Origin of the sequence: Vibrio sp. YT-17, assembly GCF_033337375.1 — a bacterium.
In the GTDB taxonomy this organism is placed as follows: domain Bacteria; phylum Pseudomonadota; class Gammaproteobacteria; order Enterobacterales; family Vibrionaceae; genus Vibrio; species Vibrio alginolyticus.
The window spans coordinates 186,689-200,157 of record NZ_JAWOQP010000004.1; the positions used below are offsets into that span (position 1 = coordinate 186,689).

Here is a 13,469-nt window from a genome sequence, read left to right on the forward strand (position 1 = left end):
CTTATATCTCGCAAAACAAAAACCACCGAATTCGGTGGTTTTTTATATGTTTCGTTAATGTTTGTGACGTGCTTTTTCCAATAGAGCATCAAAGTAATGTCGTAGCGAGTACAACATAATCAAGCTTGGCACGACCATGACAGCGGTAAGCACGAAGAATGTGCTCCAATCATTAAGATAATCCACTAGCTCGCCACTGAAAGAAGCAAGAGTCGTCCGTCCGAAGTTTCCTAGAGAGGCAAGCAACGCATACTGAGTTGCCGAAAATGCTTGCCCGGTTAGAATCGTCAAAAATGAAACAAAAGCGACGGTTGAGAAAGCAGTCGTAAAGTTATCGACAATAATCGTGGCTAAGTACAAGTGCTCGTTTGGGCCTACCGAAGCAATCCATGCAAACATCAAGTTACTGGCAGACATAGCAATACCGCCGATCATTAATCCACGTACAATACCAAACCTAACGTTGAACATGCTTCCGACAAAAGTAAAGAAGATGGTGGCTCCCCAACCAATCAGTTTGGAGTAATAGCCAATTTGTTCATTGCTAAAACCAATATCTTTATAGAACGCGATCGACATCCTGCCCAAAAACGCTTCGCCAATTTTAAATAGGAAAACGAACAGCAACAGAGTAATCGCGACACGGACGCCATTGCGATTAAAGAAATCAAGGAAAGGTTCTACAACAGTCACGGTAAACCAAGCTACGACTTTTGAACCAACCACTTCTTTGTGTCGTTGTTCAGCGGCAGACTGAAGTTGTTCGCGTTGAGTCTTCGGTTCACCGACTAAAATCGTAAAGACCATTAGAATGCCGACTATCACCGCCATCCCGTAATACACACCATTCCAACCGACACTGTCAGCATTAACAAACGCTAAATAACCCGGTAGTGAATAACCTGTCCACCAGCCAATGACCGCCATTGCAGAAGCTTGAGGCAGTTTAGACTCTTCTGACTTTGGGAAAGTATCAATACGAAAAGCATCAATTGCGATGTCTTGTGTCGCTGAAGCCGTTGCAATACACAAGGCGAGTAGTGACGCAAACACCAAGTTTTCCGCTGGATTAACGCCGGCAATAAATAGGGTAGCGACGAGTACGATACTTTGGCAAAAGAAAATCCAGCTACGTCTTTGCCCCAGCAGTCTAAAGAGGACTGGCAGCTTCACGCGGTCAACCAGAGGTGCCCACAGAAAGTTGATCGCATAGACCGCAAAAACGCTACCAAAATAGCCAATTGCGGAGAGGGTCAAGCCGGCATCTTTTAGCCAACCTGACATGTTTGAACCGATAAGAACCCACGGAAAGCCGCTAGAGCAGCCCAGCATGAAAACCCACATGAGTCGTTTATCGAGGTAACTTTTTACCGTTTCCAACCAAGTGATGGAAGGTAATGAAGACATAAATCAATCCAATAAAATGAAGCCGTTGAAAGAGAAAGCCCTTCGATTATTCAAAGGGCTTATCGTTTTGGCTATTTAAGTAGTGTAGCTTTGGTGATGACGATTTGCGTCTCTGGTACATCACGCATTCGGCCTACTGTCGTGGTCGGCTGCTGAGCCATTTTCTGGATAACGTCGAACCCCTCAGTAACCTCACCAAATACAGCATAACCTGGTGGTCGAGCGCCATAGTTGAGAAAGTCATTGTCGACTAAGTTGACGAAAAACTGACGAGTTGCAGAGTTTGGTGCATTAGTTCGTGCCATGGCGATGGTAGCACGGTCATTGTTTAGACCATTATTTCCTTCGTTTTTGATTGGCGCGTATGTTTTCACCATCTGCATATCTTGGTTAAAGCCGCCACCTTGTGCCATGAAGCCTGGGATAATACGATGAAAAATAGTACCTTCGTAGCTCCCATCTTCTACATATTTCAGAAAATTAGCGACAGTGATAGGTGCTTTCTCTTCGTTTAACTCAACCGTAAATGAGCCAAGTGTCGTTTCAAACGCTACTTTTGGTCCAGCCCAAACGCTGCAGCTGAGTAATGCTAAAGACAGAATCGCTTTGCGTAACATTAGAAACGCTCCTGCATGTATTGACGAAGCTCAGGGTCATTGGCAATCTCTTTAAGCGTTAATGTCACCACATCATTCAAGGTTTCTTCAATATCGGCATCAGAAGCACTCAATGTGCCAGATCGCTTTGCTGTACCTGTATAAGTTTTGACTAGCTTGCCCTCAGGTGTCTCTGCTGTGATTTCCAGCACAACTTTAGCATCCATCTCATTTTCCATCACCGAATGCTTCACGTTGACCAACGCTTCTTGAACGCTCAATTCAATCGCGTTGTTGCTGTTTAGATCCGCATGGAAACCTTGAGATGAGAATTGCTTCTCTAATGCTTCTTCTAACGCAATACGTAAATTCTGTTTAGCATGAAGAGGAAGAATGTTCGAACGGCCGTTATCCACCAACGCCACGTACTGCGCTGCACGTACATCTTTGCTGGTCAAACTGTAAGTCTTGCCTTGAACAATTGGATTGGTGCTCAATGTGCTTTCTGGCATCAGGTTCAGCTGAGGTTGTTGAGGGGCTGAACACGCAGCAAGCAACGCAACCGAAGCCGCAAGTACCAATTTTCTCATTTTATTATTCCTTTTAACTATTTTGCTAAAGCTTATATTGCGCTTAATTTAGCAGGATTTTTTGTAGCCTGTAAAATCACAAACTTATTGTTGGAAGCGATAAGTTTCACATTTTTATCGCCAAACAGACGTTTGAGTTTTGCGTCGTACCCGAGGTGACGATTTCCGATAACCAGTAAACGGCCATTTTCACTTAATACTTGTTTAGCATCGCAGAACATTTGCCAAGCAATATGATCGGTGATTGCCTGTTGTTGATGAAACGGTGGATTACACATAACCATAGAGCTGCTGCTGTGTTTAAAACCGTCCAAGCAATTGTTCGCTATACACTGTATGTCTCTATTTTCACCAAGGTTGTCGCGTAGGTTCTGTTTTGCTGATTCAAGCGCCATAAAACTTTCATCAACACATGTTAGCCGAGCATTTGGATTCAACTGACCAAATTTAACAGACAAAACACCATTGCCGCAGCCGAGGTCGATGACATTGTCTATCGAAGGGTCTTGAGGCAGGTGCTGCAGCATAAAGCGTGCACCTAAATCTAAACTTTCTCCTGAATAGACATTTGGCATGTTCTTGAGTTCGATATCTTCGCCATCAACGCGCCAAGTCGTGAAAGGCATTACTTCAATCGGAGGCTCAACTGTTGCTTGAGAAAACACCAATCTGTGCTTTTTCCAGGCCAAAGATGTTTTTGTTTCGCCTAAGTATTTTTCAAACAGTTTTAGCGTCGAAGTATGAATGTCTTTCGCTTTATTGACTGCAATGACGGGGCAGGAAGCCGGTAGCGCCTTTCTTAATTGGCTTAGTATCCACACTAGATGGCGGTTACTTTTGGGCAGTTGCAGCAAGACGAGATCAATATTGGCAGGAACGAGGTCCATCGTGGTGGCAAGCGCTACTTTATTGCACTGGTTTTGCTCGAGATTTTGCTGTGCACCTTTATGTGAGATGAATGAATCACTCATTAGCGTTACATGGTGCTTTTCCGAAAACCAGCAGGAGAGGGCACCAAAGCTGTCATTAATCACGAGGATGTTTTGATTGTCTGGCAAAGCAAGCTCTTCAACATGATTAATAAGATACTCATCACCGGCATCCCACGCTTGTAGCGTTTCGTTACTACGTTTTGGGAAACGATGAAGTGTTAAGCTTCGCTCGTGAAGGTTCAGTTCGGTTTTCATAGCTAAATGTAAGTTGATTTAGAAATTAAGTGTTATTGTCGCAAATGATGACGTGTCGAGATACAAAAAGCTGTCAAATTTTACGAGTTCAGTGATGGCTGCTCTCTAGGCATGCTCATGGAGTCGAGCGCCTTGAGACAATATGTCTACAAAGTGCGTCAATAATGAGAGTGACGTTTGAGTGATGCATGTCTGCTTTACTTAGGTATATACTTATGGAATTCGCATCAATGAGGAACGAATATGATCCAAGAAATCATAGAGAAGAAACTACACAGTGAGCTGCAACCCAGCTATCTCAAAGTCATTAATGAGAGCTACATGCATAATGTGCCACCAGGCTCAGAGAGTCATTTCAAAGTGATTGTTGTGAGTGATTCGTTCGCGGGACAGCGTTTGATTGGGCGCCATCGTCAAGTTCATCAAATTTTGGCAGATGAACTGGACAACCACATTCATGCATTAGCTATTCATACATATACTGATGAAGAGTGGAAGCGTGAACAAGATGGCGCCCCTGATAGCCCGATGTGTATGGGTGGTGGTCACTAAAAACGCAAGATATAAAGGTGCAGAGAAAGGTGGCTTAAGGCCATCTTTTTTCGTTTTACATTCTTTAGGGACGTTAACGTGGCACAAATTCTGGTTAAAAAATGTGTTAACAGTGTTTCAACAAATGAATGGAAATTGCAGAATATTTCAGGCGATGAATATCACTTTTCCATAAGATATGTATGGAATATGGCATTTGTGCGATGGGTCAAAGTTATGACTATTCTTTGACCTTTTAGACCTGATTCTACCGAAATAACCCCTCTATTCTAATGATTGATCATGGCATCAAGTTCCTAAAAAATGCTAGACTACGGCACCTGATAAATCTCGCGTATTCCTTGTGACGAGATTTTTAATAGGATGTTGCGATTTTGATGTTTAAAACAACATCAAAACCGGACACTGATGTCGTGTCTAAAAGTTACGCAATCAAAAGAATCTTTTTCCCGATAAAAGTAGTGCAAGTGCGTATGATTACAATAAAGAAGGGCTTGGATCTTCCTATCGCAGGAACTCCATCCCAGGTGATTAATGATGGTAAGACCATCAAAAAAGTCGCCTTGCTTGGCGAAGAGTACGTTGGCATGCGACCTACCATGCATGTCCGCGTTGGTGATGAAGTGAAAAAAGCGCAAGTTCTTTTTGAAGATAAAAAGAACCCAGGCGTGAAATTTACTGCACCAGCAGCCGGTAAAGTGATCGAAGTTAACCGTGGCGCTAAACGTGTCCTTCAATCTGTAGTGATTGAAGTGGCAGGTGAAGAGCAGGTGACATTTGATAAGTTCGAAGCCGCTCAACTTTCAGGTCTAGATCGTGAAGTGATCAAGACTCAGTTGGTTGACTCTGGCTTATGGACCGCTTTACGTACTCGTCCGTTTAGCAAGGTTCCTGCAATCGAGTCTTCTACTAAGGCTATTTTCGTAACTGCAATGGATACTAATCCACTAGCAGCTAAGCCTGAGTTGATCATTAATGAGCAACAAGAAGCATTCATTGCTGGTCTAGACATTCTTTCAGCCCTGACAGAAGGCAAGGTTTACGTATGTAAATCTGGCACTAGCTTGCCACGCTCTTCACAGTCTAACGTAGAAGAACACGTCTTCGATGGCCCTCACCCAGCAGGTCTTGCTGGCACCCACATGCATTTCCTATACCCAGTAAATGCAGAGAATGTGGCATGGAGCATCAACTACCAAGACGTTATCGCGTTCGGTAAGCTGTTCCTAACTGGTGAGCTATGCACAGATCGTGTTGTGTCTCTAGCTGGCCCAGTTGTGAATAACCCTCGTCTAGTTCGTACCGTAATGGGTGCAAGCTTAGATTACCTAACAGATAACGAGCTGATGCCTGGCGAAGTTCGTGTGATCTCTGGTTCAGTACTAACAGGTACACATGCAACTGGTCCACACGCATACCTTGGCCGTTACCATCAACAGGTTTCTGTATTACGTGAAGGCCGTGAAAAAGAACTATTTGGCTGGGCAATGCCTGGTAAGAATAAGTTCTCGGTAACTCGCTCTTTCCTTGGTCACGTATTCAAAGGTCAGTTGTTCAATATGACAACGACGACCAATGGTAGTGATCGTTCAATGGTTCCAATTGGCAACTACGAACGCGTAATGCCTCTAGATATGGAGCCTACTTTGCTGCTTCGTGATCTATGTGCCGGCGACACAGACAGTGCTCAAGCACTGGGTGCGCTTGAACTGGATGAAGAAGATCTAGCATTGTGTACCTTTGTATGTCCAGGTAAGTACGAGTACGGTACGTTACTTCGTGAATGCCTAGATACTATCGAGAAGGAAGGGTAATTTTCATGGCTCTTAAAAAGTTTCTTGAAGACATCGAGCATCATTTTGAGCCTGGTGGCAAACACGAAAAATGGTTTGCCCTGTACGAAGCTGTAGCAACAGTTTTTTACACGCCAGGTATCGTAACAAATAAAAGCTCGCACGTTCGTGATAGCGTTGACCTAAAACGTATCATGATCATGGTTTGGTTTGCGGTATTCCCAGCAATGTTCTGGGGTATGTACAACGCAGGTGGCCAAGCTATTGCAGCACTTAACCACATGTACGCTGGTGACCAACTAGCGACAGTTATCGCAGGTAACTGGCACTACTGGCTAACAGAAATGCTTGGCGGCACTATCGGTGCGGAAGCGGGTGTTGGCAGTAAGATGCTACTAGGTGCGACTTACTTCCTGCCAATCTACGCAACAGTATTTATTGTTGGTGGTTTCTGGGAAGTGTTGTTCTGTATGGTGCGTAAGCACGAAGTTAACGAAGGTTTCTTTGTAACTTCTATCTTATTCGCACTTATCGTTCCACCAACGCTACCTCTATGGCAAGCGGCGCTAGGTATCACATTTGGTGTTGTTGTAGCAAAAGAGATCTTCGGTGGTACAGGTCGTAACTTCCTTAACCCTGCACTTGCAGGTCGTGCATTTCTATTCTTCGCTTACCCAGCGCAAATTTCGGGTGACGTAGTATGGACTGCAGCTGACGGCTTCTCTGGTGCTACTGCTCTTAGCCAATGGGCTCAAGGTGGTAACGGTGCTCTAGTTAACACAGTAACTGGCGCTCCTATCACTTGGATGGACGCGTTCATCGGTAACATCCCTGGTTCAATTGGTGAAGTATCGACTCTAGCTCTAATGATCGGTGCAGCGATGATCGTTTACATGCGAATCGCTTCATGGCGCATCATTGCGGGGGTAATGATCGGTATGATCGCAGTATCGACTCTGTTTAACGTGATCGGTTCTGACACTAATCCAATGTTTAATATGCCATGGCACTGGCACCTAGTTCTAGGTGGTTTTGCATTCGGTATGTTCTTCATGGCAACGGACCCAGTATCAGCGTCATTTACTAGCAAAGGTAAATGGTGGTACGGCATCCTGATTGGTGCAATGTGTGTGATGATCCGTGTAGTTAACCCAGCGTACCCAGAAGGTATGATGCTGGCGATTCTATTCGCGAACCTATTCGCACCTCTGTTCGACCATGTAGTGATTGAGAAGAACATCAAGCGGAGACTAGCACGCTATGGCAAGTAATAACGACAGCATTAAAAAGACGCTGGGTGTTGTTATCGGGTTGAGCCTTGTTTGTTCAATCATCGTATCAACAGCAGCAGTAGGTCTGCGTGATAAGCAAAAAGCTAACGCTGTCCTAGATAAGCAATCAAAGATCGTTGAAGTTGCAGGCATTGACGCAAACGGTAAGAAAGTACCAGAGCTATTTGCTGAGTACATCGAACCTCGTCTAGTAGACCTTGAAACAGGTAACTTTACTGAGGGTAATGCATCTACGTACGATCAACGTGAAGCATCAAAAGATGCAGAACGTTCAATCGCATTGACACCAGAAGAAGACGTAGCTGATATCCGTCGTCGCGCGAATACAGCAGTGGTGTACCTTGTAAAAGATCAAGATGAAGTCCAAAAAGTTATCCTGCCTATGCACGGTAAAGGACTATGGTCGATGATGTATGCCTTTGTAGCCGTTGAAACTGATGGTAACACTGTGTCTGCTATTACTTACTACGAGCAAGGTGAAACTCCTGGACTTGGTGGTGAAGTAGAGAACCCTTCATGGCGCGATCAATTCATTGGCAAGAAATTGTACAATGAAGATCACCAGCCAGCGATTAAGGTCGTGAAAGGCGGCGCACCGCAAGGTTCTGAGCACGGTGTTGATGGCCTATCAGGAGCGACGCTCACTAGTAATGGTGTTCAACACACATTTGACTTCTGGTTAGGTGATATGGGCTTTGGTCCTTTCCTAGCAAAAGTTCGTGACGGAGAACTTAACTAATGTCTAGTGCACAAAACGTTAAAAAGAGCATTCTAGCGCCAGTATTGGATAACAACCCAATCGCGCTACAAGTTCTTGGTGTATGTTCTGCTCTTGCAGTAACAACTAAACTAGAAACAGCTTTTGTAATGACACTAGCGGTAACATTTGTAACTGCGTTGTCTAACTTCTCTGTTTCATTGATCCGTAACCACATTCCTAACAGTGTGCGTATCATCGTTCAGATGGCAATCATCGCATCGTTAGTAATCGTGGTAGACCAAGTGCTAAAAGCTTACCTATACGATATATCTAAACAGCTATCTGTATTCGTTGGTCTGATTATCACTAACTGTATCGTAATGGGTCGTGCTGAAGCATTCGCAATGAAGTCTGCGCCAGTACCATCTCTTATTGACGGTATTGGTAACGGTCTAGGTTACGGCTTCGTTCTTATCACTGTAGGTTTCTTCCGTGAGCTATTTGGCTCAGGCAAACTATTTGGTCTAGAAGTTCTACCTCTAGTGAGCAACGGTGGTTGGTACCAGCCTAACGGCCTAATGCTACTAGCACCATCAGCATTCTTCCTAATCGGCTTCCTTATCTGGGTAATCCGTATTCTGAAACCAGAACAAGTAGAAGCGAAGGAGTAAGGACGTCATGGAACATTACATTAGTCTGTTAGTTAAATCGATTTTCATCGAAAACATGGCTCTGTCTTTCTTCCTAGGTATGTGTACTTTCCTTGCCGTATCTAAGAAGGTTAAGACCTCTTTCGGCCTAGGTGTTGCAGTTGTGGTAGTTCTGACTATCGCTGTTCCTGTGAACAACCTAGTATACAACCTAGTTCTGAGAGAGAACGCGTTAGTTGAGGGCGTGGACCTTAGCTTCCTAAACTTCATCACCTTTATCGGTGTAATTGCAGCACTTGTACAGATTCTAGAGATGGTCCTAGACCGTTTCTTCCCACCTTTGTACAACGCGCTAGGCATCTTCCTACCGCTGATCACAGTAAACTGTGCAATCTTCGGTGGTGTATCTTTCATGGTACAACGTGACTACAACTTTGCTGAATCGATCGTTTACGGTTTCGGCTCTGGTGTGGGCTGGATGCTAGCAATCGTTGCTCTTGCAGGTATCCGTGAGAAGATGAAGTACTCTGACGTACCTCCAGGTCTACGTGGTCTTGGTATCACATTTATCACTGTAGGTCTTATGGCGTTAGGCTTTATGTCTTTCTCTGGTGTTCAACTGTAAGTCGGGTAAACCGCAACAATTAAGGAATAGTCAATGGACATTATTCTTGGTGTAGTGATGTTTACTCTGATCGTACTAGCACTAGTACTAGTGATTCTTTTCGCTAAGTCTAAGCTTGTACCAACAGGTGACATTACAATTTCTGTGAACGATGACCCTTCTCTGGCGATCGTTACACAACCAGGTGGTAAGCTACTGAGTGCTCTAGCAGGTGCTGGCGTATTCGTATCTTCTGCTTGTGGTGGCGGTGGCTCATGTGGTCAGTGTCGCGTAAAAGTTAAATCAGGTGGTGGCGACATCCTACCAACCGAGCTTGACCATATTACTAAAGGTGAAGCGCGTGAAGGTGAGCGTCTAGCGTGTCAGGTTGCAATGAAAACTGACATGGATATCGAGCTTCCTGAAGAAATCTTCGGCGTTAAGAAGTGGGAATGTACTGTTATCTCTAACGATAACAAAGCGACATTCATCAAAGAGCTTAAGCTACAAATTCCAGATGGCGAATCAGTACCTTTCCGTGCTGGTGGTTACATCCAGATTGAAGCTCCTGCTCACCACGTGAAATACGCAGACTACGATATTCCTGAGGAATACCGTGAAGACTGGGAGAAGTTCAACCTTTTCCGTTACGAGTCTAAAGTTAATGAAGAGACCATTCGTGCATACTCTATGGCTAACTACCCAGAAGAGCACGGTATCATCATGCTTAACGTTCGTATCGCAACTCCGCCGCCGAACAACCCAGACGTACCACCAGGCATCATGTCTTCGTACATCTGGTCTCTAAAAGAAGGCGACAAGTGTACTATTTCTGGTCCATTTGGTGAGTTCTTTGCGAAAGATACAGATGCAGAAATGGTATTCGTTGGTGGTGGTGCTGGTATGGCTCCAATGCGCTCACACATCTTCGACCAACTTAAGCGTCTGCACTCTAAGCGTAAGATGTCTTTCTGGTACGGCGCACGTTCTAAGCGTGAAATGTTCTACGTAGAAGACTTCGATATGCTACAAGCTGAGAATGACAACTTCGTATGGCACTGTGCACTGTCTGATCCACTTCCAGAAGATAACTGGGATGGTTACACTGGCTTTATTCACAACGTTCTTTACGAGAACTACCTACGTGATCACGAAGCGCCAGAAGACTGTGAATACTACATGTGTGGTCCACCTATGATGAACGCTGCTGTAATCGGCATGCTAAAAGATCTAGGTGTAGAGGATGAAAACATCCTACTAGATGACTTCGGTGGTTAATTCCTCCAAGTGATTGAATCTATGGCTAGCTCTCCAAGAGAGCTAGCCATTATTTTTTATAGACATAAAACTGATACTCAACAGTTGATATAGGTAATCGGATTGAAAGGATTGATCCTATTTCCCATATCAATTCAACAACATTGGGAGTTAACAAGTGAAAAAGTGGCTTGTTGCATTTGCTTCTCTATTGATTTTGGCTGGCTGTGAGCAGCCTGCCGATCAAATTCATTTAAGTGGCCCTACCATGGGGACTTCTTACAACATCAAGTATATCGAGCAAGATGGTATTCCAACGCCAAAAGCGATGCAGACAGAAATTGATCGCTTATTGGAAGAGGTTAATGACCAAATGTCGACCTATCGTGACGACTCAGAGTTAAGTCGTTTTAATCAGCATCAAACGAGCGAGCCATTTACAGTTTCGACACAAACTGCAACGGTAGTGAAAGAAGCAATTCGCCTTAACGGTCTTACTTTAGGTGCATTAGATGTGACGGTAGGCCCTCTAGTTAACCTGTGGGGGTTTGGTCCAGAAGCTCGTCCAGATGTAGTTCCAACCGATGAAGAACTCGCTGCTCGCAAAGCAAATACCGGTATTCACCACCTATCTGTTGATGGTAATACACTGTCCAAAGATCTTCCTAACTTGTACGTCGACCTATCGACGATTGCGAAAGGTTGGGGGGTTGACGTGGTTGCTGACTACCTTCAATCTGAAGGGGTACAGAACTTTATGGTCGAAGTTGGCGGTGAAATGCGTCTCAAAGGTGTCAATCGTGAAGGTGTGCCTTGGCGTATCGCAATTGAAAAACCGACCGTTGATGAACGTTCAATTCAAGAAATTATTGAACCAGGCGACATGGCAATTGCAACAAGTGGTGACTATCGTAATTACTTTGAGAGTAATGGTGTGAGATACTCTCATATTATTAATCCACGAACAGGCAAACCAATTCATCATAAAGTGGTGTCTGTAACGGTATTAGATAAATCGTCGATGACTGCTGATGGTCTTGCAACTGGTCTTATGGTGCTAGGTGAAGACAAAGGCATGGCAATTGCGAACGAAAATAATATTCCTGTTTTCATGATTGTGAAAACGGAAGATGGTTTTAAAGAGTTGGCTTCGGAAGCATACAAGCCATTCATGAAGAAATAACAACAGAAGTGAGCATGTTTTTATGAATACATTTCTAATTACCTTTGCTGTGTTTGTCGCGGTAATCACTGCAATGGCTGTCGGATACATTTTCCAAAAGAAAGTCGTGAAAGGTAGCTGTGGTGGCTTAGGGGCAGTTGGCATCGAAAAAGTGTGTAATTGCCCAGAACCCTGCGATGCGCGTAAAAAACGTGAAGCGCGCGAGGCTGCGCGTGCTGAGAAATTGGCGGCGTGGGAAAAAGATAGAATTGCTTAGTATTGGTTAATCGTACTAAGAAAGTGATAAAGCTCAGCGTTCTGCTGAGCTTTATTTTTAGGCGGCTAACCAAAAAACTCAAATGTCCGAGAAAGAGCTCAATACCGTGTTTTGTTGTTTCTTTCTCTCATGTTATAGAGCAAGACTACATCGATAATCATTAGGACGAAGCAATGATTTGGTTACGTCCGTTCTCTTTGGCCATGTAAAGTCGCTCATCCGCCACTTTTATTTGTTGTTCCAGCTCCCCCTCGATGTTGCTTACACCAATACTCGCGGTCACAAGAATGTTTTTGTCCAAATAAGTTATTGGCGTTTTTTCTATGCGCTGTCTCATTTGTTCTAAGCGTGTTAGAAAGCCGTCATAGTCGCCACTGGCTTGAATACAAAACTCCTCGCCACCAAGCCTAGCGACAATATCATTTGGAAAATAGATTTTTAGAATATTCGCTATCATGACTAACACTGCATCGCCGCCCTCATGTCCGTGTGTATCATTTACTTGCTTAAAGAAATCGATATCAAGCATCGCGATGTTTCTTTGAGCGTTTTCTACATGGGGTTGCTCAAACAGAAAGCGGCGGTTCCATAAGCCCGTTAGCGCATCTTGATTTGCCATTTTAAACAGTTCAGATGTTGCGTCTTTGATATCTAACAGTTGGTGAATACGGCAAAAAAATTCTTCTTGATTAAATGGCTTGTATAAAAAGTCATTGGCCCCTGCTTTTAGAAACCTAGCCGTCATGGTCTTAGAGTTACTACCCGACAAGCCGAGAATGGCTAATTGATTTTTATCCCACTTCCGACGTAATTCACGCACCATAGTAATGCCATCTTTAACGGGCATATCATGGTCGGTTAAAACGAGAGTGATATCTGGATTTTGCTCGACAAGCTCTAGGGCTTTTTGCCCATTGTCAGCTTCCAACGTCTGAATATATTGATGCTCCAAAAGTTGGGCAATGTGTCTTCTTACGGTGTGTGAATCATCAACGACTAAACATTTGTGTTGTTGATTGTTGGTTAGTCGCTTGAGGAGTGGTAATAGATAGGAAACGGACGCCATGCTGTCTTTCAAAATATAGTCGAGGACACCTTTTGCAAGCATCTTTTCGCGAGTGTCTTCTTGAAATCGAGCCGTTAAAACAATGACACGATGACCATGTTCCAAAACGAGGTCAATAATCTCGCCATCTTGAGCATCCGGTAAACAATAGTCTAAAACCGCACAGAAGAGGTCCTGTGCTGAAGATAACAAGTTCTTTGCCTCCGCGTAGCTTTCCGCTGCGATGACCTCATAACCAGCTTGGCTTATTGTTTGGCAAAGAAAGTTTTTAAATGCACGACTATCTTCAACAACCAGAATCTTATTACTCAAGCGCAGTCCCCAAAATTAATTGTT

14 protein-coding genes are annotated in these 13,469 nt (G+C 44.1%); 9 read left to right on the forward strand and 5 right to left on the reverse strand.

Annotation, left to right across the window (positions count from 1 at the left end; translation table 11 throughout):
- Positions 1–54: 54 nt before the first annotated feature.
- The 4 genes from R7F67_RS05955 to R7F67_RS05970 all read right to left on the reverse strand — a co-directional run bounded on the left by R7F67_RS05955 (position 55) and on the right by R7F67_RS05970 (position 3,780).
- Positions 55–1,407 (reverse strand): AmpG family muropeptide MFS transporter, encoded by a 1,353-nt coding sequence (locus R7F67_RS05955; RefSeq protein ID WP_005380257.1) that lies wholly within the window; start codon positions 1,405–1,407, stop codon positions 55–57.
- Between the two features lie 71 nt (positions 1,408–1,478).
- Positions 1,479–2,024 carry a peptidylprolyl isomerase gene (locus R7F67_RS05960; protein WP_005380258.1) on the reverse strand — a complete coding sequence of 182 codons (546 nt, stop codon included), beginning with the start codon at positions 2,022–2,024 and terminating at the stop codon, positions 1,479–1,481.
- The gene (locus R7F67_RS05965) at positions 2,024–2,593 is read right to left on the reverse strand and encodes a YajG family lipoprotein (protein ID WP_005380259.1); all 570 of its coding nucleotides are present in this window, start codon (positions 2,591–2,593) and stop codon (positions 2,024–2,026) included. Before R7F67_RS05965 ends, R7F67_RS05960 begins: the two co-directional genes overlap by 1 nt.
- 32 nt (positions 2,594–2,625) lie before the next feature.
- On the reverse strand, positions 2,626–3,780 hold the full coding sequence (locus R7F67_RS05970) for a methyltransferase (protein WP_318057100.1): 1,155 nt from the start codon (positions 3,778–3,780) through the stop codon (positions 2,626–2,628).
- A gap of 243 nt (positions 3,781–4,023) precedes the next feature.
- Here R7F67_RS05970 and bolA point away from each other — a divergent pair, with 243 nt between their 5' ends.
- From bolA to nqrM, 9 genes are all read left to right on the forward strand, one after another.
- Positions 4,024–4,332, forward strand: a complete 309-nt coding sequence (gene bolA / locus R7F67_RS05975; protein ID WP_005380262.1) for a transcriptional regulator BolA — start codon at positions 4,024–4,026, stop codon at positions 4,330–4,332.
- Between the two features lie 473 nt (positions 4,333–4,805).
- Entirely contained in the window at positions 4,806–6,146 is a 1,341-nt protein-coding gene (locus R7F67_RS05980; protein ID WP_318057101.1) for a Na(+)-translocating NADH-quinone reductase subunit A, read from the forward strand.
- Between the two features lie 5 nt (positions 6,147–6,151).
- Positions 6,152–7,396 carry an NADH:ubiquinone reductase (Na(+)-transporting) subunit B gene (locus R7F67_RS05985; protein ID WP_005380265.1) on the forward strand — a complete coding sequence of 415 codons (1,245 nt, stop codon included), beginning with the start codon at positions 6,152–6,154 and terminating at the stop codon, positions 7,394–7,396.
- Complete coding sequence (locus R7F67_RS05990; RefSeq protein WP_005380267.1) at positions 7,386–8,156, forward strand: Na(+)-translocating NADH-quinone reductase subunit C; 771 nt, start codon at positions 7,386–7,388, stop codon at positions 8,154–8,156. The genes R7F67_RS05985 and R7F67_RS05990 overlap by 11 nt, the downstream gene beginning before the upstream one ends.
- Entirely contained in the window at positions 8,156–8,788 is a 633-nt protein-coding gene (locus R7F67_RS05995; protein ID WP_005380269.1) for an NADH:ubiquinone reductase (Na(+)-transporting) subunit D, read from the forward strand. The genes R7F67_RS05990 and R7F67_RS05995 overlap by 1 nt, the downstream gene beginning before the upstream one ends.
- A 7-nt stretch (positions 8,789–8,795) precedes the next feature.
- A complete protein-coding gene (gene nqrE, locus R7F67_RS06000) occupies positions 8,796–9,392 on the forward strand; it encodes an NADH:ubiquinone reductase (Na(+)-transporting) subunit E (RefSeq protein WP_005380270.1) in 597 nt (198 codons plus the stop codon).
- Between the two features lie 33 nt (positions 9,393–9,425).
- On the forward strand, positions 9,426–10,649 hold the full coding sequence (gene nqrF, locus R7F67_RS06005; RefSeq protein ID WP_005380271.1) for an NADH:ubiquinone reductase (Na(+)-transporting) subunit F: 1,224 nt from the start codon (positions 9,426–9,428) through the stop codon (positions 10,647–10,649).
- A 157-nt stretch (positions 10,650–10,806) separates the two neighbouring features.
- The gene (locus tag R7F67_RS06010) at positions 10,807–11,811 is read left to right on the forward strand and encodes an FAD:protein FMN transferase (RefSeq protein ID WP_005380272.1); all 1,005 of its coding nucleotides are present in this window, start codon (positions 10,807–10,809) and stop codon (positions 11,809–11,811) included.
- Between the two features lie 22 nt (positions 11,812–11,833).
- Positions 11,834–12,067, forward strand: a complete 234-nt coding sequence (nqrM, locus tag R7F67_RS06015) for a (Na+)-NQR maturation NqrM (RefSeq protein ID WP_005380273.1) — start codon at positions 11,834–11,836, stop codon at positions 12,065–12,067.
- A gap of 160 nt (positions 12,068–12,227) precedes the next feature.
- Here the strand turns inward: nqrM and R7F67_RS06020 are convergent, their stop codons facing one another.
- Positions 12,228–13,445 (reverse strand): response regulator, encoded by a 1,218-nt coding sequence (locus R7F67_RS06020; protein ID WP_064368726.1) that lies wholly within the window; start codon positions 13,443–13,445, stop codon positions 12,228–12,230.
- Between the last annotated feature and the right edge of the window lie 24 nt (positions 13,446–13,469).